Origin of the sequence: Nostoc sp. DedSLP03 (assembly GCF_034530815.1) — a bacterium.
In the GTDB taxonomy this organism is placed as follows: domain Bacteria; phylum Cyanobacteriota; class Cyanobacteriia; order Cyanobacteriales; family Nostocaceae; genus Nostoc.
Map to the genome: position 1 here is coordinate 26345 of NZ_JAVRCK010000072.1, position 19112 is coordinate 45456.

Sequence of the window (19112 nt, forward strand, 5' to 3'; positions counted from 1 at the left end):
ACTTGGAGTACTACTCCAAGTATTCCAGACCAAACATTAACTAACTTGCAATTCATCGAGTTGTTCTTGAGCAATACCAATATTTATTTGCTCAATAATTGACGAAGCTTTCTCAAATCGCTTCTGTTGAATCTCCCATGCAGCTTTTTGCAGGATATCAAGCAGACCCGGTAAATCCCGTATCCGTGATTCTACTTTAGGTAATTGTCCTAATTCTTCAATTTCCGTCGCCAGGGAGTTTAATTCTAGTCCTACGTGTCTTAACTGAGCTACAAGTGATTTTCTTGCGTCTGATTTAGCTACCTTCATTTTTGACCCTTGTTTTTACAGTGTTTCTTCAACAATTTCAGCATAGTACGGGTTTACTATTATGACAACCGATCATTTAAATAATTGTAATAAGCTGTTACAGATGCGTATATACACGCAATTAAACACCTGCAAAATATGTTTATATGTAGTTTTACTAAGATAAAGTGCGTATTTATGCAAAATATAGTATCGACAGCGCAAAAAACACTGATGTAGATTATCAGTGCCAATACTGCTATGAATAGAACTTATGGGGTCTGCTGTAATTTCATTAGGAGTGCTTTGATACTTGCGGTTTCAGATATAACTCTCTGATGTACAGCCTTAACGCTTGCCTCAAGTGAATCTAAGCTTGCTCCTTGATTCCCGACGTACTCCCAAACCTTTAAATCAATGTCTTTCAGGTAGAACTTAGGGATAAACGATATTAAGTATTTATTCTCATCAGATGGAAGCTTGTTAAATCGGTGAACTTGATAACGGTTTAAAGTTACCCTTAAAAATTCACCTTGAGCGTAACCGGCCGCACCAAATCCTACTTGATAAATTTGCAGAAAGTCTCCAGCAGAATACCAATTGCTTGGAGATGACGGTGAGGTTGCAAAAATTCCTATTATGTTTGAGGTGAAATTTATTTTCGGTTCAATTGCAGGAATGGAAGCCTTTTCATTAGAACGATATTCGTTAATAATTTGCTTCCATTCACCAGCAATTTTAAACATTTTGACAATTACACAATTACTTACTAAGGAAGATTGAATCCGGGATAAACTTCTACCCCAGCCCCAGCTAGTTGTTTTAACTGAGCAGCAGTCAATGGGACTTGTGCTTGAGTACTCGATTCAGCAGCAGCTTTCTGCATGATTGGATATTGTCTTCCCCCAACTACTTTAAAGTAAGGGGAAATATCGTTAGCAGTCGGAATTGCTTTAATTTTATTAGCAGGAATTAAAGTACCGAGAGCGTCAGCAATTACAATAATCGTTGCGAAAGATGGGAACCGAAAAGAAATAGTGTGATAAGTAGATGAATTCCCGTGTTTACCTGTTGTAAGAACAACGCGTCTTGTCCCTTTTGAGAGAGAGCCAGGTCTTTCATGTTCTACAGGAATACCATCAGCATTTTTTTCTCCACGCTTGACGCTAGAACCATCAGCCCTAACCAAAGTTCTCGCTTTCGTCGGCTTAACAGTTTTTGACTTCAAAAATGGTACTGCAAACTTCTCTATATCAAGAAATTTTGCAGTAACACTAAGACACGAGAAGTTGCCGAGAGGGTCGGGGTTCTCTCTTTGAGCATCATTGCTAGTACTTCTTTTGAGTGGAAAATATAAACGTTTTGTCATCTCATTTCATCCAAATAATTTTTAATAAGTAGGGGAATAATTTAACACCACCCTACTTATCAGAATTAAACTCGCGCTGGAATTGTGGTGTTTAAATCAACGGCAGCAATAATATTTACTCCATAACTGGCGTTATAAAATTGCAATCCACTAGTAGGCTCAGTTTGAACTGTTCCGGTTGTTGGAGCAGGATAAGCGTTTAACGCTTCACCTGTTGCAAGTGTTCCGGCTGCGGTGTTTTTTGCAACTTGTGCGGTGTATGCAGCTTGCAATAATTTTGCAAACATTTCAGCAGTGTCAACACCAGCAGGTAGAGGATCAAGTCCATCCCACCAAGTTTTTAATGCAGGGTCGGTAACTTTAGCGGAGATTTCAGCAAAACTTAAATCGCTAACAGTAGCCATATTTTTTACTTTTTATCAAAACGGGTATGGTTCATATCTAGCAATGCTTTTAAAGGCTTGTCAAGTCCCTCAAAAAGATTTTTTTAACAACCTTTTTCTAATAGGTTAAGATGTTAGAAAATTATTATCGCTATATGACGATACAAGAATTAACAATCAAGCAAAAAATTGCCATCACGCTTGACCCTAATTCTGGGGCTAGTGTTGTCCCGATTTTTAACTATGTACCGTACTCAAAAACTGGGTACAGATTGATTGATGAATATTTAGAAGTGGAAAACCTAAGAGCAACTAGCTGGATTTATTCACTGCCTCCGGTTCCGTTTCCTGTTTTTGAGTTGGAGGATAGCGAATCAAAGCAACTATTAACAGCGATTAACTTGGAATGGAAGTCTCCGAGAATCCAACTTGATATAGTTGTAGGCATTGACGGTACTTTGAATTGGCAACGAATAGCGGCTTATTCTTTACTAAATAGTGACCCTTACCCATACAGAGAATATTCGTTAGGAAGTCATTCGTTAGGGAATAATTCAATGTTGGGTTTACAAATAAGAGCCGTAGGACATGGACTATTACAAAATAGCGCTAAGGGTCAAGATAAAGTTACGGCTTGTGCTAATTTAGTTCGTCATGTGATTATAGAAAAGCTAACAGACACTAGCGTAAAAATTGTTAATAACATTACTGCAATTGCAAGCACGATTGTAAATAGCAATGCGAACAGAAAAGGAATTACATTTTTCAATTCAAGCAATAAAAATGTTTTTCTAGATACTGTTAAAGGTGTTTCAATTACTAGTCACTTAGTAAAATTAGAGCCAGGGGATTATTACGAAGCACCAAGTCCGCTGTATACAGGTGCTTACTATGGAATTGTAGAGAGTGGAAATACAGCAATAGATATTAGGGAGTTTACTTAATGCTTTCTGATAAACCAATTGCATATAAACCGCCTAAAAAAAAGAGAAATATTCCTTTTTACACGTATGAACCTGAAGACCCACAAGAAAGTTTAGTACCTATATTTGGTGGTATTTACGCAACACCTAACACACCTGCTGATCCGATGGATTGCGATAGATATCCTGATAGTCCTTGGTGTAGTAAAAATCCTTTTGACATAAGTAATCCTATTTCACTTGATGTTGATATCGTTCAAGATGAATGTAATTTTGGAATTCAATTTAGCGGAACGCTTGGATTTCTCAAATTGCCTCCGTTTCAAGTTGTTTATCGCAATCCTAAATGTCAGCCACTTATTAAAGCCATAGACCTTCCGCGATGGACGGGTGAAGATATTGTTCCTAGCCCTCCAGCATTATGTAATTCAGGTGTTTGGCTACAAATAAATGGAGCAGAGGAGCAATGGTATGACATTACTAGATACGGCTTTGAAACTCCGTCTGAATCACAAGGTACACGACGACTAGAAGTGACTGACTGGAAATATCCAATATTAGAAAACAATGTGTATGTAAGAGGTAATTTAGCTGATTTAATGGTTGAGGCAATATTTACAGTAACGGAAGTTAGTAATACACGTCATTTAAAAGAGTTTGCTAATTACGACCGCGAGGAAGCTTACACTTTTTGGCAAGGGAGAGGCGGTATTGCTGGTGATTGGGACGATGATGAATCAGAATGGACTCTTAATAGTGTTTCTACTTATCGCTTTTTTTGGGCAACTTATGCATCAGGAACTCCTACGGTTCAAGTGTTATCTCAAGGTGTTTTTCCTGGCTATCCTATTAATCCTCGTGCAACACCTCTTGACAAAGAAGCTTATAACACTAAAATTAATCGGGCTTCTTTTGATAATTATTCCACTCCTATAAGAACAAGAAACGCATACAGCATAAATAGATGGCATTTTATTTGTAGTGATTATATTAAACCTGATAACCCACCACCACCCAAAATAGAATTGGAGAAATGTGATTGTATGGCTTGCAATGATAATTTATTGAAACTCATTTTAAAAAGACTTGGTGATTTACCTGCTAAAGTTCCTGATAATTTTACAAAGCAGAATCCCAAGATGATAGATATTGAATCGTTAGCAGAATTAATGCTCTGGCAAACAAAACAACTTGATGCCCTTATGGGTGCTTACCCCATTGAAATAGAGATAGAAGACTCTGACTTAGTAAAAGAAGGGAATCAAAACGAAAAAATATCACTCCCAAATCAAGCAGAAGCAATGGCAGAACTTTTGGGATTAATAACTACAATAAAGCGCGATACTCATGCAACACTTATCACAGCACTCAAGGCTATGGGTGAATCTGGAATGACAAAAAATATTGCTATTCAGACACTTGATGTAGCTCTCGCAAATGCTGAATTTTTAGGGTACAAATTAGAGCAAAAGAAAAAACAAGTACCTTCATTATTTACCCCAGGTGGTGAAAATCTTACTAAGACATTACAAGAGAAAAATGTAGAGATTATTAGCTACGAAAATACTGATAAAACCGATTTACAAGATGATTTAAAAACCCTTAAGACAATGGCTGCTCGGTGGAATGCTCAGAACTGGAGGCAGATTACAGGCGACCCAGTAGAAGCCTTGAAACAAAAATTATTCGGTAATCCTGATGCTATCAAGGAAGTTCACAAAGACGGAGAGCAAGGTGATTTTAATGATTTCACAGAACAAGCTGAAAGAGGATTTATTGAAGTATCCGGCATTACAGATACTATTAACCCTTGGGGTAGACCTTATAAAGAACGTCCAAAAATAAGAGAAATAGGAAGTGAAAAAGGTAACTATGACAAGGATGGGAAGGAGAGGGCTAAATAATTATGGCTATAACTTTTGAATTATCAGAGTTAACATCAAGGGTCGTTAGAAGCAAAGTTGGTACTAGAATCATCAAAGGAATGGAGGAGGGAATCAAGAAGAAAGAAGACAACGGTGTTATCAGTTTTGTGGGATGGGTATTTAATGCATCGTGGTCACTTACTGGGTTTTTGGTAGGTAAGCTTACTGGTTTTTTTAAATTTTCTTGGTCTACTTTTTGGGGGTGGTTTGTCGCCACAAAGCAATTCATCTGGAATTTTAATTGGAATGCAACAGATGAACAACTGGAAGCATCTATCAATTCTCAATGGACAGCACTGGCCGGACAACTTGGAGGAACGCTTGGTAATGCATTTGGTTATATAGCTTGCGGTATTCTTCCCGGCGCGGCGATCGCAGTATTTAATGAACCATTGGGAGCGGTGGTTTTAGCAAAAGTGGGTGAGGAATTTTTAGAGGAATTCCTCGAAAATTTAGGAGCATTGCTTAACAGTGCGCTGAGGCTTGGTACTCAAATATTATTTACAGAAACATATAAGAATGTCCGAAAGCTTATTAAAAGTAACAGTAATTTAGTAAAGAAGTTGTTTGGTGCAAAAGCTGAAAAAGCTGTCAAGGCATGGGGAAGCAAGGATAGTAAGCCGTGGTCTTTTGCAAGCGCTACGGAAGACTTTCTCGATAATACCTTTGGTACAGATGGGGCAATGCGTGAGTTTGCAGAAGAGTTTTTAGAGGAAGCTGACGAAGCTTGCACCGAAGCGGGGTATGTTGTCGCCAATGCAGTTGATACATATTTATCAGCGCAAATGATTGCAAAGCAAAGCGTACCTCCACTAGGGCATACGCGATATGTAGAGATAACACCGAATCGGGATAATCCTGATGAAAAGATTGTACTTGGTGGAAGTGAAGAACTTCTAAAACCTGTAATCATCCAGACTCTTGCTACTTACAACCAACTAGGTGATAGAGATTTAGGAGTAGTTTATGGAGTTCCAGCCGATGATATGCCGGAGAGAAGATATAAACCAGAAGTAGTTTTAAAATTTTATAGAAAGCAAAATAAAGACCCATTAAAAGGAGAAATTACAGACAAATTATCGATGCAAATATCTTTCAGATTGATGAATAAAAGTAAAACTGATTTTGCAGATGATTTTTATTTAAAAACTCTTGCTGATGTAATTTATCATAAATTTGCTTCACCACCTTTTAAAGTGAACAAAGGAAAGCAGGTTTACACTTATTGTGATTTTGAAAAAGGATATCAACTTAAATTAGATGTGACAACTCAAGCAGAAGCTAGAAGAATAGTAGAACAAGTTTTAGACATCCAAGGGCATAAAGTTGATGATGATTTGTTGAGAATAGGTAGTAAACCGATTAATGGGATAAGTGCAACCCCTGAAAAAGTAACCATCAGAGGAAAGGTTGAGAAACTACCAGTTAGAGGTAAGGAAGGAATTGTAACCTTTCAACACGCTTATCTAAATGTTGGGGTAAATGTTCCACCGATTAATTTAGTTGATTTAACAGGAAAGAAAAGAAATGTCGTTTATACAGGAAAATGAGGAAAATATTACGGTTTTTTTGTCGATTGGAGAGACAATTGAATATTACTCTGAAACAGGGATGTATGGAGAAGGTGAAGTATTAGAAATTGATGAAAGTTCAAACAGTATTAAAGTATTGCCTTTGTCAGAAGATTCTTTTATTCTTGTTCCAACGTGGATAAGTGCTGATGACATAATACCTTTCTAGTAAGATGTTTCTCGGAATACTCCAAGTAGTACTCTAAGTAAAATAGATATTATCTCAATACATGGAAAACAAATAGCAATTAAGTTCTTGAAAAGAGAGTAATTTGTTAATATTAGGTGATGGTATTGAATTTGCAATAGAGTAAACTTTAATTGTCTGATTCTTTTAGTAACTTGTCTAACAAGCTTAAACAATATGCCGTTATATCCAGCGAGTGTAAATATTGATTTTAATGCTACAGAGTTAAATGCTGCTATTGCATCAATAACAAATGCACTGGCAACGCTTCAGACTACAGTAGAAGATAACGAAGGATCAATCACAAGTATTGCAACTGAATTGGCTAATCAGAATACAAGGCTAGGTAACATAGAAATAGCCGAAAGCAGCCTTTGGAGCAATTTTAACGGGCTTGTTTCAAATGTAAATTCATTGACACAAACAGTAGACTCCCAAGACTCAATAATTTCTTATGTTAACAACGAGAATGCTAATCAAAGAGTTCAGATCCAAGATTTGCAAACACAAATTGTTGCTTTACAGAAAGTGTTACCTCAAGGCTTCCAACACTTTCATGATACAAGTAAGGTGCTAGTCGGTAATGCACTATCCCCCGTGCAGGTTGCCGCAAGCTTTTATTCTACTATGTGGCAGCAAAATCCTGCTGCACTGAATGATAGCTTTTCATTTACGGCGTTATTATCTCCTGGTACTTACACATTAGTGATGTTAGTAACTCGCGCTAATAACAAAGGAAAATTGAAATTATCTATCAATGGGGTACAAGCTTTTGATGATTTAGATGGGTATAATTCCACTACGATATATGAACGCATTACTCGCACGATTACAATTACTACCAGTGGATTACAAGAGTTTGTATTTACCGTATGGGGTAAGAACTCTTTGTCAAGTGGGTATGCGTTTTTGGTAAATAAAATTTCAGCTTATAAGATGTAATACCTTTGTGAAAAAATGATAACAATAGGAGTAACATCAAATTCACAACCTACTATTACGGTTGGATTAGAGTCAACTGGTGTTTTTCTGGGAATAGTGGTGAGTTTAACTGTTTTATTGGGTTCACTAGTAAAAATAGTTAGTACCTTTAATAAGGTAGCTTCTGATATCAGAGATTTAAAAGACTATATAAAAAATCATGCAAGCAGTGAAGGGCATGAAAGATTGTTACAGCAAGTGAGAATTTTGCAATCAGAGTTTAATGCTCACGATAAAATGCTTGGGATTCATTTGCAGAATTTTGAAAATAGGAAGGAAGCTGTACAATTTTTATTTGGACAACTAAATGAAAAAATTGATAATAAATCAGTGAGGATAGAAATGGAAGTTAAAGAAATAAGAAAGGAGTTGAAAGAAGTACAAGGTTTCCTACACAAGCATGAAGACTTTGTTATTAGGAATAGAGAAGACTAACATTGATAGTTCTCCAAGTACTACTCTAAGAACTCAGAGTTAAAAGAGGGGATGAAATGTAAGCTTGAAGTGATTAGCAGAACTGAACATGCTGGTAATTATACTGATGACTGTGTTAGAAATCATATATATTATGTGGCAATATGCTAAATAGCTCTGTTTTTAAGAATCAATCTTCAAACCAGAATTAATTATCTTTTCTCATAATTAAATTGAGAAGGTCAAAGTATTTATGAGTCAACTTTCAATAGTACAACTACTTTATTTGCTTTACGCTCAAGCTTATTCAAATGGGGATACAGTAACTAAAAGTGTTGTGAAGTCTTACCTTTCTAAAGAGCTACAAAAAGAAGCAGAACAGAGTTATGAAGCTTTAATTGAGCAGAAACTAATTGAATCACCTAGAAAAAATCGTCTTTCACTTACCAGTTTAGGTAAGAAAATATTAGTTTCAAACCTTCAAAATACTAAGTATCGATTTGACTCTGTAAAAGGGCCTAAAGTTATAAATATTCTTCTAGAGTATCTTCAACAAGTATCTCATGATTATCATAATTCCTCCTCCCAGAGCGAAGATATGGACTTTGATACTTATGTAGAAAAGTTTAAGGCGCTCTATTTTGAAGAAAGAAAACGGCAAGAATTGCTTGGTGTTGTAGCTATTTATAGTCGAGTTATTCGTCAAAAAGTTTATGAGAATAATCAAATTTCTCAGTCACTCTTAGATAAATATTTTGAGAAACTCAAATCAACAGGTAAAGTTTTTGCTGTTACCGAAAAGGATGAAGAATTAATTCAATGGGCTGAGTAATCAATGCCAGAAGATGCAGGAAAAAAGAGATATATAAAGAGCTTCCTCCAACAAGTTACGTCAGGCGCTGGATTTATTGAAGATATTAGAATTGAACGTGTTATTAGACAACCAGGAAGTGACGGAGAAGGTTCAACATCTCGAAGTTTATCTGGACGGCAAATAGCTAACATAACTCAGCTACTTGAAGACGATCTCAGGCATACTTTCGATGATGGTTTTTTCACTTTTAGATTTGTTGCTGCCTTAGTTGGTAGTGGCAAGACTTCGCTTTTAACTTATTTAAATGAATTAACTAAAACGAAATCGACTTTTTTAAATCATTCAATAGTTGTTCAATTTCAGCTTTCTGACATACCGTTTAGCCCTGATTTTCGTACCAATTTTTATTGTCATATTTTGGCTGATACCTTTTGTGAGTTGTTACACAATCAGAATTTATTAAATTCAGTTAGAGTTGTAGCGGAAAAAATTCTAGGTGATTACTTGGAAACTAATAAAGTTTCTCAATTAAAAACTACAAAGGCAGTAATGCCATTCCGTAGCAAATTTAAAAAGTATATTACTAAAAATCCGGGTGGACTGGAAGAATTCTTTTTTGATGTCATCTACCAAGTTTCCCAAGTAGACCCTAGATTCAGTTTTGTCTACCTTGGAGATGAGTTAGATGCTTTAGCAGATTTTCCCAAGGAAATTCAAGAAACTAGATTAGCAGTAAAGCAATTAATACGAAGAGCTTTTCAAGTATTTAGCTCAAAAATTCGTTTATTGATGTATTTAGTAGGTACTTCTGATAACGTAGGGAGTTTTATAGCAGAAGATTCTGCATTTCAAAGTCTTATTGGGGATTCTATTATCAATTTAAATAAGGGTTATAGCAATGAATTTGAAATAATTAGAGAAAAGATTGATAACCGCATAAAAGGAGCTTATAGCGGTTATAAAAACTTTGCTCAAGCGTGGCAAGAAATAAAAAATATATCGATAAGTTCTACCAACACATTAAGGGAATTTTGTCGAAACTATGGTAACGCCATACTAGAAATTCATGAAAAATACTTCCAAGAAGCACCTGAGCAGGTTTTTGAAGGAGATGCTCGTAATTTAGTTGAGGCAGAATGCAAACAACAGTGGGCTAGTTTTTTAAGTAGAACAGCGTACACTTTGTCAAATGTTTCAACTACTACTGTAATAGCAGGTCATGCCTTTGACTGCTATGTAGAATTACTACATAATGGTATTACTGTTGCTAGAGCCTTTGGCGAAGCTAAAAACTATGAGATGTTGAGCAGTCACTTTAATACATTTACTCAATGGTTAAATGATGTCAGATTTAATTCATCTAATTCTGATGGAACACCAACCGATCTAGCTTTTATGATTGCTCCTTCTTGTCCACCTCTTTTACAAAGAAAATTAGACCTTAGAAATATTCATTTTATCCAATCAAATAAAATTGTATCGCCAGTTGTTAGCACTACTAATAGTGACCTTACAATCGGCTCAAAGCCTATAATAGAAACAGTTGTAAATAACACTCCAACCCCCGATTGGATTTTTAATAATTCTAATAAAAATGCAACTGACACAAAAAAAACTACCAATATTAACACTGCAACTAAGCATGAATTGACGGCAGCTTTTAAAGGTACTGGTATTAAACAGACTACTATTGATAAACTTATCAAGCTCCGAGAGAAGGAACTATATAAAACTTTAGATACTATGGCATCTGACTTAAAATTTACACCGAGTGTAAAAACAAAATTGCAGGATAAACTAAACGCACAAGAAATTTGCTTTTAGAAAGCAACTAATGTACTCGCCACCAAAAATAAAATTACAGTTTTGCAGTATCTAAAATGCTTGCCACACACACCTTTCAAAAAAAAGACTCTCAAGGGGAAGTGTAATTTTGATTGTTAAACAGACGTGAATTCGACAAGTCTTATTTAACCTCTCCCCCAACCCCTCTCCGACACGGAGAGGGGAGCAAAAAGCTGAATTTTTCGTTGCTCCTCCCTTTCCGTTTCGGAGAGGGAGGCTGGGAGGGAGAGGTTCATCGAACTCACGTTAAACAGCTATTTAGTACAGATGGCATACACAAAAAAACCTCTAGAATGCTTATTCCTAGAGGTTTTTAATTTACTTGAAGTCTCTACTTAGAGTAATTTGGAAGATACTCCCCTATTTACCTCTAGTGAGTTCTTCAATCATTTTTTTCATCTCTTCCATCTGTTTTTGTTGCAACCTATTTTGTTGCTTAAGTAAATCAATTTCTGACTGTTGCTGTGCTTGTTGATTCGCTGGCAACTCAGGATTAATCTGTGTGGCTCTATCCACAATGTCTTGATAATGTTTTTGACTCACCATCTCACCATGACCACACCATGCGTTGACTATTTTTTCATCTCTGCCTAAATCAAATATCTGATGAGTTATGAAAGTATGACGTGTATTATATGGTGGCAAGTACTTAAATAATTTTCCTTGTTCTATCAGTGCAGGAATAATACCTCTGTTTTGTCCTTCTCTTCCCTTCCAGCTTCTAGATAAAGTTACGTCAGAGATTATTTTTCCTCCCTTAGATTTAAAAACTACTTCATTAGGCTCACCTTGTGGAATTGATTTTAAAAGACTCCATAACTCACCATCTTTAGGCATCGGAAAAATTCTGATTAGTTCTTGATCACCTCTAGCTGTTTTAGTTGGATAAAATCTTCTAAGGCGGGAGGAGTAAGTTCTTCTGATTAAAATTTGTTCCTTGCTCCATAAAACATCGCACCACATAAAAGCCGTTAATTCACCTGTCCTACATCCAGTAAGAAATTTAAATTTAATCGGTTCGTACCAATGAGACTTGGCGGGATAATTCTTGATGTACTTAAGTATTGCCTCTACTTCATCCCAGGTGTAAGCCTTGCTTTTGTCTAACAAATCATCATCTGTTTCTATTTCAATTTCCTCTCTAGTTTTCCCTTGAGAGCCTCTAACCTTTATCTCATCGCCTAAACCATCAAAAGGATTATGAGTAACTGATTTATTTTTTATCGCTAGCTGGTAAGCTTTTGACAATTGACTCATGAGATTTTTGACATGGATCACACTTCGATTTTCAATCAACCAATTTCTGATTTTTATTGCGTCCTGAGATTTAGTGGCTTTAATGGCTGATTCAAGATAATTAACGTAATAAGTGCAGAAAGTCAACCGATAAGTTGTTTCTTTGAGGTCGTGCTTCCTGTAGTCGCAGTACATACCCCAAACCTCAAGAATAGATAACTCTGGTTTAGGTGGTAGCTGACTGTCTGAGGTCGTAACCTCCCTAGATATCCTTAACTTTGCTTGTAACCCGTACTCTCTCAAAATATCCTGATAGCGTCCTAAATCAAAATTCCCTTGACCGTCGTCCAGCTTGCCATCCTCTAGTTCTATCTGTAGCCGTCGTTGTAACTGACTGGCTTTTGACTCCCAACCATTAACTAGTGATATTCCCGTGGCTAGTTTGATTTGTCCTTTGTTGCAGTATGACCGGGGAAAACAAGCTTTAACACTCCCAGAATCCAACCTAATTGATACTTGACCCTTTTTTGCCTTATTACTGATGTTGCCAACCATAATGCTCATTCCATGCTCAAAACGTAGATATCAGTGTTTTGGTTACTGAGGCATAAGCATTATAAGTTGAAACCTGCCGTAAATAAAATCAGCAGGTTGCGCCGCAGTTGGGCGTCAAAGGTATTAAATGCTTTCAAGGTAGATGCAATTTAACTAGTTTTTTGTCATTTGTCATTTGTCATTTGTCATTTGTCTTTTGTCCTTTGTCATTTGTCATTTGTCTTTTGTCTTTTGTCCTTTGTCCTTTGTCTAGAGTCAACCAATATTTACTGTTAATTATTTGCTAATGACCAATGACTAATACTTCTCTACAAGAGGCTACGCTAACGACTTCGCGGTAATTGAGCGCAGTCGAAACTCAGTACAAGTGCCCAATACCCAATGCCCAATGACCAATGACCAATGACTAATGACTACTATTGTTACCTTACTTAACATTTTTTGCTACCACCTCTCGCACGCGATAGATAGGCCGTCCTTGGGATTCGTGGTATGTACGCATGAGCAATTCTGCTAAAAGTCCGAAGCAAAATAACTGCACTCCCGTTAGTAACAACAGAACTGCTAAAATCAACAAAGGGCGATTGCCAATCATCTCACCTAAAGCCAATTTGACGAAAGTCAAGTAAATTCCGATCGCAGTGCCCGAAAACATTGAAATCAAGCCCAACAGCCCAAAAACGTGCATCGGACGGGTGAGGAATTTTTTCATAAACAGAATGGTTAACAAATCCATCAATACCCGGAATGTCCGCCAAATTCCATATTTACTACGACCAAAGCGGCGGGCGTGATGACGTACAGGTATTTCGGTAATTCTAGCTCCTTCGATGTACGCTAAAGCGGGTAAAAATCGATGTAATTCTCCGTAGAGGTTCATATCTGCCAACAGTTCTGCACGATAGGCTTTCAGCGAACAACCATAGTCATGAATATTCACGCTAGTGGTGCGGCGAATTAGCCAATTGGCAATTTTGGAAGGAAGTAACCGATTTACAGCCCCATCTTGGCGTTTTTGTCGCCAACCACTCACCAAATCGTAACCTTCGTCCAGCTTTGCTAATAACATCGGGATATCAGCGGGATCGTTCTGGAAATCGGCATCTAAAGTAACGATCGCTTTACCGACTGCATAATCAAATCCAGCAGCCATCGCCGCAGTTTGTCCGTAATTGCGACGCAAAATCACCGCTTTTAAATCAGTGCGGATTTGCGCCTGTTCTTTGAGAAAATCCCCAGAACCGTCTGTAGAACCATCATCTACACAAATGATTTCATAATTTACCTGACTAGAAGATAAAGTAGAGGCGATCGCTTCTAGTAAAAGCGGTAAACTCTCTACCTCATCATGTATTGGTACTACCACCGAAACATCTGGGACAATTGCTGAAATCGCCCCATTTTCCCCCATTACCCCTTGATCGATCAACCCACTCCTCATAAGCCTCAGCATCCTCAGCGTCTCTGTGGTTCGTAACTCTTAAAAACTCTACCAGCACCTCGCAGCTGCTGATAGTACGACTGACTAACTGCATCTCCCTGTTCCGAGAGAATATCAATTCCGATCCCATTCCGTCCCTGTTCTTTTCCAGAACTATGGATATAATAACCATCCGCCAAATAAAGCCCGACATGGGTGGCTTTTTGCTTAGTTCCAAAAAATACCAGATCCCCGGCTGCTAATTCTGTAATCGTAATTGGTTGAGTGAATCCTTCCTGTTGATAGGCATCTCTAGGTAGCCAAATACCCACCGAAGCAAACGCCGCCTGCATCAACCCAGAACAGTCATAATTTGGCCCAACCGTACCACCCCAAAGGTAATAATTTGATTGTTGCATCGCTTTTTGGGTAAAGGCGATAATCTCTGCTAGGAGTTTTTTAATCTCCGATTCAGAAAATATTGCAGCCTGATAAGGTACAGTAGCAGATTGTAATGAATCAAAATCTGAAAGAGATAGCCATCCCGGATAGTCATCTTCACATAAATACACCTCAACCGCCGAATTTTGATGATTTGATGTTAGCCACAAATGTCTCCCAGATGCAGCTTGAGTTGCTAAACGCGTACATTCAGGAGAATCATATAAATTCAGGTCAGCTAAACACTGATACTCGCCTGATTTTGGATTTTGGACTTCGGCTTCGCTCAGTCGAATCATTTTGGATTTTAGATTAAAGGACATTATCAGAGAATGATTTTTTTTAATAAAGACGAACAACTAGAGAATCTTGGTAATGGCATTTTAGATGCAACTTGGGCAGCATTTCCAACCTTAGCGCGTAACCAAATTGCCTTGACTTGGGTTGTTTACGATCCACCAGTGCGAGTAAATACTGGTGGGGCGCTGACTCCCAACGCTTTTTGGGATCACCCAGTTCGTGGTTTCACTTATCGCGGTGTTGAGCGGATTTATCCTGCCAGTGTAGTCAAGCTATTTTATCTGGTAGCGGTAAACGAATGGCTAGAAAAAGGCATGAGTCAAACCTCCAAGGAGTTGGAGCGAGCTTTGCAGGATATGATTGTCGATTCTAGTAACGATGCTACCAGCTTGGTTGTAGATATTTTGAGTGGCACCACATCAGGGCCAGAATTACCAATCGGCCCCTTTGAAACCTGGAAATATCAGCGTAATATTGTTAACCGCTATTACCAATCATTGGCTTGGGAAGAATTGGAGACAATAAACGTCTGTCAAAAAACTTGGGGTGATGGCCCTTATGGACGGGAACGGGCATTTGTGGGAGAGTTACTAGAAAATCGCAATATGTTAACCACAAATGCGATCGCTAGGTTACTGCATAGTATTGTAGGTGGAGTGGCAGTTTCAAGTACGCGATCGCAAGCTATGATGGGTTTACTGAAACGTCCTCTCAAAGATTTGCCCACTGACACCGAGGAAAATCAGGTGACAGGTTTCTTAGGCGGTGGATTGCCTGAAAATGCTCAAATTTGGTCAAAGGCAGGTTGGACAAGTCAAGTTCGCCATGATGCAGCGTATATTGAGTTACCAGAACAGCGCCCTTACCTCTTAGTGGTATTTACTGAAGGGAAAGCCCAAGCTAAGAGTCGGGATATTTTGCCTTTTGTTTCAGGGCGAGTTGCCGAAGCGATCGCAAGTCTATGATCCAATAAAGTTTGGCGTTGCATAATAGAGAGATGAGTTGAGGTCATCTACTGTGCAATGTCCATACTGCAAGGCTACGGGAATTCGCAAAAACGGAAAGCGAAGAGGTAAACAAAATCAGCCCTGATCTCAAACACATAAAACTTATTACCTTGGTGGCTCAGGCTTAGGTGGTTCTTCTGTAGCTCTCGGACAACCATCGACCATTAATTGATCGTCGATTTCACAATAGCTAAAGGGTTGCGGTGTGCCATCAAGCACACGTCCATGTAAACTCGTTGACTGTGCCCACCACAATACATTAGCTTTGTCGTCGTAGTCGCGTTGTTCCATGTTGCCATTAACGGTTACTAAATCTCCAATGCCAATAGAAGAGCCGCTAGAAGTAGTAGGCATATTATTATCCGAAACTGCTTTAGCAATCTGCCCACCAGCCAATGCACCAGCCAAAGCAGCACCAGCAGCAATAAGCGCAGCGAGTAATAGTGCAAATATGCAAAGAATCACTGTCGCGCAGCCAATAGCTGCTGCTACCACTGCACCAGCAATAATCCCAGCTATGCCTCCTGCCGTTGCACCTATCAATGAACCTGTAACAGCGTTACAGACACGTTCTGTATAGTAGTAACTGCGCATGATTTCAGAACGTTTGGGAAAGGAAGCTTCAGTACAAAATACATACGCATTGCTCTGTTCCAATACATTCCAAAAAAAAGATTTCACTGTGACATCTACTCGCGTGTGTTGTCCGCTGAAAGGAAAAATTTCTTGAAGGGCATCACCAAAGCTCTCTTCAATATTAGACACTACACCAGCAACACAGGTAGGTAGACCTCTACCCTGCTGGCAACGATTAAGGCCAAATAGCCCTATAACGATGATTACAGCAATCACTGCGAGTGCGCCAGATATTGCACCAGCACCAGTCGCACCGCCTAAAGCTGCAACCACCTCAGCAATTTCCTTAGCTCCAAAAATTGCTATCACAGCAGTAATGATGGCACCAATTACACCCAAAGCAGAACCTAGTTGTGATAGAGGCTCAGAAACAGTATCTTTAGAATCACCAATTCCACAATTTGGATTACGCTCAATGCAAGCCATGAGTTACTTCTCCTTGAAGCCTACAAGACAAAAGACAAAGCAAGCGTCCAATGATTAATCCAACCAACATTCCCACGATAATGCTCCATAGCCACAAGCTTAGACTGCTGACCAAAAACGTGGTGACTGAACAGGTCAGCAAGCAATTAATTATTGTAGGTAGAAGTACTGATGAGAATTTATAGCGACTCAAAGCCACCAAGAAGAATATCAATACAATTACATCAAACAGTGTGAGAATTAGTACAGTTTGTAAGGCTTGGTTAGAAGTCAGTATTAGAGCAGTACCACCTTGAGCCAGAAAAAGCAAAAGCAGAAAAAATCCCGCGATATTACCAGCGACAAAGCCAACCGTAGCACAAATGCCGAACTGTCTAAACCTATTACTAAATACCGTGAGAGAACGCAATAGTAAATTCATAAGTGTACCTCTCAATTATCAATTCGTAGCAGACGCGAAACACCACCGACAAGTTCGCCAGTATTGAGCTTGGCAATCACAGTAACGGCGCGGTTGATTTCATTATTAGGCGTACCTATAATTGCAGGAGGTACCTCGACATGCAGATTTATGTTGATCTTTTCTTTCTGGGCAAAGGAATGTGAAGTGGGCGTAACCGATGTACCTAAGTCGGTTGGAAACACACTGAAAACCATGCTTCGGGCAAAATTAGTGTTATTCAGTACTGGAATTGTTACATCAAAAATACGTCCACTTTCGGTAGTGTAAGCTCCAACATGTACCTGTTCACCTCGGTTATTAATGGATTTTCCATCCTGTGGATGCTCCAGCAGTATATAGACTCCAATGCGCTGATCTCCTGCTAGGGTGGTGGCATCAAGGGGAAAATCTAACTCTACCTCGGCAGAGGGTGGAATACTTACCATCTTGGTAGCCAACAAAGTGCGCGGCATACCAATACCAAAAGGAGAAATGAAAAAATGAACTAGAGCATTAACAGCACTCACTTTTGGAGATAGATTGCGAACAATAATTTTGGATGATGGGAAGAGAGTAAAAGGTCTCCATGAGTTGGTTGTAATGTCTGGATTATCCCAAGATGGTAAGCTACCAAGAGCTAGTTGTTCATCTTGACTGTATATCGCTAGATCGGGTTTTTCAATGGGATGATTGGGACTTAAATAAGTGCAGCAATGTCCTCGTCGTGTACGTTCTTCAGGATAACAGAAATCACGCGATAATTTCGCCCATACGGATCTTTGTAAATCTGTGCTGTTAGATATTTTAGCTGTCAGAATCGTCATTTTAGCTAACTCCTTTTTCAAGCAGTTACAGTTTAGATTTAAGGTTTGGATACAACCATTGTTTTGTGAGAAGAGATCCTAAAGAAATATTATCTAGCGGTAAGCTCACCAGCAAAGTCAAAGCTTGAAGATTTTTAATAATTACAAAACCCATTCAAGAACTTTGAACATATGTCCCAATCAGGATTTAAGCGGCATAACTATTTATTATACGGAAGCTTTCCGTATAATCTTTTTTAAATCCTAATATATCAAGCATTACAGCTACCTTCTTTCTGGATGTACGGAAAACTTCTTTTTTAAACCCCTGTTTTGGATATTATACAGAATTTTTCGGTATATCCACCCTTTAGGGGATGATTATATGGAATTTTTCTGTATATCCCTTGGTGTTATATAGAAATTTTCCGTATAACATCCCTATTTAGGATATTACACGGAATTTTCTGCACAACTTCCAATGAAACAACGTCCAAAGAAACTCCTCGAACAGGTGCAAGATGTTATCAGCCTTAAGCACTATTCTTATCAAACAGAGAAAACTTATATTTACTGGATTAGAGGCTATATTCTTTTTCATAATAAGCGCCATCCTAAAGATAGAGATTAGACCTCTTGCATAAGTCGAATAGACCCCCCTTAATCCCCCCTTATAAAGCTATCCATTACCCGGATCTTTCTCAACATTTGCGAGAGTATTCACTCACGTTTCTTACAACCCTTATTCGTCTGTTGTTAATTCTCAATAAAAACCTAATTTTAGCGAGAATATTAAGAGCCAATTTGTCAAGTATGCCTCACACCGAGCGTGTTTAAGATGCCTACAAAACAAACGTTTCAAGATTGTAAAGAAAGATGTGACTAATGGATAGCTTATAAAGGGGGGAAACTTGAAATCTTGCTCCCTCCCCGATGTGTTGGGGAGGGTTGGGGCTTTCAAGGGTAGGGATTTTGTATTTGGTCATTTTTTGGCTATTTCAGCCGATGCTTAAACGCTGAAATAACCAAACTACGTTAAACAGTTGAGAATTTTCTCAATTATTTTCGATATTTTAAAAACCCTACCCTTGAAAGGCTTGTCATTACCAACATCTTTTAAACTGACTGGGTGATAAAATCAGCAGC

Annotated in this window: 20 protein-coding genes and 1 pseudogene; 11 read left to right on the forward strand and 10 right to left on the reverse strand. The window is 38.3% G+C overall.

Annotated features, from left to right (window positions below):
* Positions 1-36: 36 nt before the first annotated feature.
* From RM368_RS27605 to RM368_RS27620, 4 genes are all read right to left on the reverse strand, one after another.
* Positions 37-309: a hypothetical protein gene (locus RM368_RS27605; RefSeq protein ID WP_322697004.1), complete on the reverse strand. Its 273-nt coding sequence runs from the start codon at positions 307-309 to the stop codon at positions 37-39.
* Positions 310-560: 251 nt separating this feature from the next.
* On the reverse strand, positions 561-1034 hold the full coding sequence (locus RM368_RS27610; protein ID WP_322697005.1) for a hypothetical protein: 474 nt from the start codon (positions 1032-1034) through the stop codon (positions 561-563).
* 23 nt (positions 1035-1057) lie between these two features.
* The gene (locus RM368_RS27615; RefSeq protein WP_322697006.1) at positions 1058-1657 is read right to left on the reverse strand and encodes a hypothetical protein; all 600 of its coding nucleotides are present in this window, start codon (positions 1655-1657) and stop codon (positions 1058-1060) included.
* A gap of 65 nt (positions 1658-1722) precedes the next feature.
* Positions 1723-2061 carry a hypothetical protein gene (locus tag RM368_RS27620; RefSeq protein WP_322697007.1) on the reverse strand — a complete coding sequence of 113 codons (339 nt, stop codon included), beginning with the start codon at positions 2059-2061 and terminating at the stop codon, positions 1723-1725.
* Positions 2062-2171: 110 nt separating this feature from the next.
* Between RM368_RS27620 and RM368_RS27625 the strand changes: the two genes are divergently transcribed.
* From RM368_RS27625 to RM368_RS27660, 8 genes are all read left to right on the forward strand, one after another.
* Positions 2172-2984, forward strand: coding sequence for a hypothetical protein (locus RM368_RS27625; RefSeq protein WP_322697008.1), 813 nt, complete (start codon positions 2172-2174; stop codon positions 2982-2984).
* Positions 2984-4867, forward strand: a complete 1884-nt coding sequence (locus RM368_RS27630) for a hypothetical protein (RefSeq protein ID WP_322697009.1) — start codon at positions 2984-2986, stop codon at positions 4865-4867. Before RM368_RS27625 ends, RM368_RS27630 begins: the two co-directional genes overlap by 1 nt.
* A gap of 2 nt (positions 4868-4869) precedes the next feature.
* Positions 4870-6438 (forward strand): hypothetical protein, encoded by a 1569-nt coding sequence (locus RM368_RS27635; protein WP_322697010.1) that lies wholly within the window; start codon positions 4870-4872, stop codon positions 6436-6438.
* Complete coding sequence (locus RM368_RS27640; protein ID WP_322697011.1) at positions 6416-6628, forward strand: hypothetical protein; 213 nt, start codon at positions 6416-6418, stop codon at positions 6626-6628. The genes RM368_RS27635 and RM368_RS27640 overlap by 23 nt, the downstream gene beginning before the upstream one ends.
* Before the next feature lie 195 nt (positions 6629-6823).
* A complete protein-coding gene (locus RM368_RS27645) occupies positions 6824-7588 on the forward strand; it encodes a hypothetical protein (protein ID WP_322697012.1) in 765 nt (254 codons plus the stop codon).
* Between the two features lie 15 nt (positions 7589-7603).
* Positions 7604-8062, forward strand: a complete 459-nt coding sequence (locus tag RM368_RS27650) for a hypothetical protein (RefSeq protein ID WP_322697013.1) — start codon at positions 7604-7606, stop codon at positions 8060-8062.
* 232 nt (positions 8063-8294) lie between these two features.
* Entirely contained in the window at positions 8295-8873 is a 579-nt protein-coding gene (locus RM368_RS27655) for a hypothetical protein (RefSeq protein WP_322697014.1), read from the forward strand.
* 3 nt (positions 8874-8876) lie between these two features.
* A complete protein-coding gene (locus RM368_RS27660; RefSeq protein ID WP_322697015.1) occupies positions 8877-10679 on the forward strand; it encodes a hypothetical protein in 1803 nt (600 codons plus the stop codon).
* 381 nt (positions 10680-11060) lie between these two features.
* Here the strand turns inward: RM368_RS27660 and RM368_RS27665 are convergent, their stop codons facing one another.
* From RM368_RS27665 to RM368_RS27675, 3 genes are all read right to left on the reverse strand, one after another.
* Positions 11061-12500, reverse strand: coding sequence for a tyrosine-type recombinase/integrase (locus tag RM368_RS27665; protein ID WP_322697016.1), 1440 nt, complete (start codon positions 12498-12500; stop codon positions 11061-11063).
* 418 nt (positions 12501-12918) lie between these two features.
* Positions 12919-13932, reverse strand: a complete 1014-nt coding sequence (locus RM368_RS27670) for a glycosyltransferase family 2 protein (RefSeq protein WP_322697017.1) — start codon at positions 13930-13932, stop codon at positions 12919-12921.
* 14 nt (positions 13933-13946) lie between these two features.
* A complete protein-coding gene (locus tag RM368_RS27675) occupies positions 13947-14675 on the reverse strand; it encodes a C40 family peptidase (RefSeq protein WP_322697018.1) in 729 nt (242 codons plus the stop codon).
* A gap of 9 nt (positions 14676-14684) precedes the next feature.
* Between RM368_RS27675 and RM368_RS27680 the strand changes: the two genes are divergently transcribed.
* On the forward strand, positions 14685-15617 hold the full coding sequence (locus RM368_RS27680; RefSeq protein WP_322697019.1) for a serine hydrolase: 933 nt from the start codon (positions 14685-14687) through the stop codon (positions 15615-15617).
* Positions 15618-15669: 52 nt separating this feature from the next.
* Positions 15670-15735 (forward strand): annotated as a pseudogene (locus tag RM368_RS38870) (transposase-like zinc-binding domain-containing protein); the annotation flags it as partial.
* A 29-nt stretch (positions 15736-15764) separates the two neighbouring features.
* Here the strand turns inward: RM368_RS38870 and RM368_RS27685 are convergent.
* From RM368_RS27685 to RM368_RS27695, 3 genes are read right to left on the reverse strand one after another with little or no spacing between them, the layout of a single operon-like run.
* A complete protein-coding gene (locus tag RM368_RS27685) occupies positions 15765-16721 on the reverse strand; it encodes a hypothetical protein (RefSeq protein WP_322697020.1) in 957 nt (318 codons plus the stop codon).
* Entirely contained in the window at positions 16708-17142 is a 435-nt protein-coding gene (locus tag RM368_RS27690; protein WP_322697021.1) for a hypothetical protein, read from the reverse strand. The genes RM368_RS27685 and RM368_RS27690 overlap by 14 nt, the downstream gene beginning before the upstream one ends.
* A gap of 11 nt (positions 17143-17153) precedes the next feature.
* Positions 17154-17987, reverse strand: a complete 834-nt coding sequence (locus tag RM368_RS27695) for a hypothetical protein (protein ID WP_322697022.1) — start codon at positions 17985-17987, stop codon at positions 17154-17156.
* Between the two features lie 460 nt (positions 17988-18447).
* Here RM368_RS27695 and RM368_RS27700 point away from each other — a divergent pair, with 460 nt between their 5' ends.
* The gene (locus RM368_RS27700) at positions 18448-18597 is read left to right on the forward strand and encodes a phage integrase N-terminal SAM-like domain-containing protein (RefSeq protein ID WP_322697023.1); all 150 of its coding nucleotides are present in this window, start codon (positions 18448-18450) and stop codon (positions 18595-18597) included.
* Positions 18598-19112: the final 515 nt, after the last annotated feature.

Coding starts and splice junctions, on each gene's coding strand:
- RM368_RS27605 (WP_322697004.1), bottom strand. CDS start 309: ATGAAGGTAGCTAAATCAGACGCAAGAAAATCACTTGTAGCTCAGTTA.
- RM368_RS27610 (WP_322697005.1), bottom strand. CDS start 1,034: ATGTTTAAAATTGCTGGTGAATGGAAGCAAATTATTAACGAATATCGT.
- RM368_RS27615 (WP_322697006.1), bottom strand. CDS start 1,657: ATGACAAAACGTTTATATTTTCCACTCAAAAGAAGTACTAGCAATGAT.
- RM368_RS27620 (WP_322697007.1), bottom strand. CDS start 2,061: ATGGCTACTGTTAGCGATTTAAGTTTTGCTGAAATCTCCGCTAAAGTT.
- RM368_RS27625 (WP_322697008.1), top strand. CDS start 2,172: ATGTTAGAAAATTATTATCGCTATATGACGATACAAGAATTAACAATC.
- RM368_RS27630 (WP_322697009.1), top strand. CDS start 2,984: ATGCTTTCTGATAAACCAATTGCATATAAACCGCCTAAAAAAAAGAGA.
- RM368_RS27635 (WP_322697010.1), top strand. CDS start 4,870: ATGGCTATAACTTTTGAATTATCAGAGTTAACATCAAGGGTCGTTAGA.
- RM368_RS27640 (WP_322697011.1), top strand. CDS start 6,416: ATGTCGTTTATACAGGAAAATGAGGAAAATATTACGGTTTTTTTGTCG.
- RM368_RS27645 (WP_322697012.1), top strand. CDS start 6,824: ATGCCGTTATATCCAGCGAGTGTAAATATTGATTTTAATGCTACAGAG.
- RM368_RS27650 (WP_322697013.1), top strand. CDS start 7,604: ATGATAACAATAGGAGTAACATCAAATTCACAACCTACTATTACGGTT.
- RM368_RS27655 (WP_322697014.1), top strand. CDS start 8,295: ATGAGTCAACTTTCAATAGTACAACTACTTTATTTGCTTTACGCTCAA.
- RM368_RS27660 (WP_322697015.1), top strand. CDS start 8,877: ATGCCAGAAGATGCAGGAAAAAAGAGATATATAAAGAGCTTCCTCCAA.
- RM368_RS27665 (WP_322697016.1), bottom strand. CDS start 12,500: ATGAGCATTATGGTTGGCAACATCAGTAATAAGGCAAAAAAGGGTCAA.
- RM368_RS27670 (WP_322697017.1), bottom strand. CDS start 13,932: ATGAGGAGTGGGTTGATCGATCAAGGGGTAATGGGGGAAAATGGGGCG.
- RM368_RS27675 (WP_322697018.1), bottom strand. CDS start 14,675: ATGTCCTTTAATCTAAAATCCAAAATGATTCGACTGAGCGAAGCCGAA.
- RM368_RS27680 (WP_322697019.1), top strand. CDS start 14,685: ATGATTTTTTTTAATAAAGACGAACAACTAGAGAATCTTGGTAATGGC.
- RM368_RS27685 (WP_322697020.1), bottom strand. CDS start 16,721: ATGGCTTGCATTGAGCGTAATCCAAATTGTGGAATTGGTGATTCTAAA.
- RM368_RS27690 (WP_322697021.1), bottom strand. CDS start 17,142: ATGAATTTACTATTGCGTTCTCTCACGGTATTTAGTAATAGGTTTAGA.
- RM368_RS27695 (WP_322697022.1), bottom strand. CDS start 17,987: ATGACGATTCTGACAGCTAAAATATCTAACAGCACAGATTTACAAAGA.
- RM368_RS27700 (WP_322697023.1), top strand. CDS start 18,448: ATGAAACAACGTCCAAAGAAACTCCTCGAACAGGTGCAAGATGTTATC.